Source organism: Streptomyces sp. MK7, assembly GCF_032658145.1.
In the GTDB taxonomy this organism is placed as follows: domain Bacteria; phylum Actinomycetota; class Actinomycetes; order Streptomycetales; family Streptomycetaceae; genus Streptomyces; species Streptomyces spiralis.
This window is the reverse complement of sequence record NZ_JAVACL010000171.1, coordinates 1-388: the sequence shown is the minus strand read 5'-3', so window position 1 is coordinate 388 and position 388 is coordinate 1. Positions and strand designations below refer to the sequence as shown.

Sequence of the window (388 nt, the reverse complement as noted above, 5' to 3'; positions counted from 1 at the left end):
TCCTGCTTCACCGCGCTGTGCGGGCACGGATGCCCGTCTGACCGGCGCTCCACAGGCGTTTGGCGTCTCCGCCCGTCCGGCGGCGACGATTCGGCGTCCTTCGAAGAGGACGTTGCGGGCTGCGTTGTGGTCGCGGTCGTGCACGGTGCCACATCCGCCGCACGTCCACTTACGGACGTGCAGGGGTTTGGGACCGTCCCTAAATCCGCAGGCCGAGCAGACCTGTGAGGACGGGAAAGCGCGATCCACCTTGGCGAAGGTGCGGCCGTGCAGAGCCGCCTTGTACTGAAGCATGCCGACGAACGCGGACCATCCCGCGTCGTGCACGGACTTGGCGAGCCGGGTACGGCCGAGGCCGGACACCGCGAGGTCTTCCACATACACCGCT

The 388-nt window shown here is 67.8% G+C and carries 1 protein-coding gene; it reads right to left on the bottom strand.

Going from position 1 to position 388, the window contains the following annotated elements:
- A partial coding sequence (locus tag R2S09_RS40345; protein WP_316746279.1) for an RNA-guided endonuclease TnpB family protein occupies positions 1-388 on the bottom strand: 388 nt, incomplete at both ends.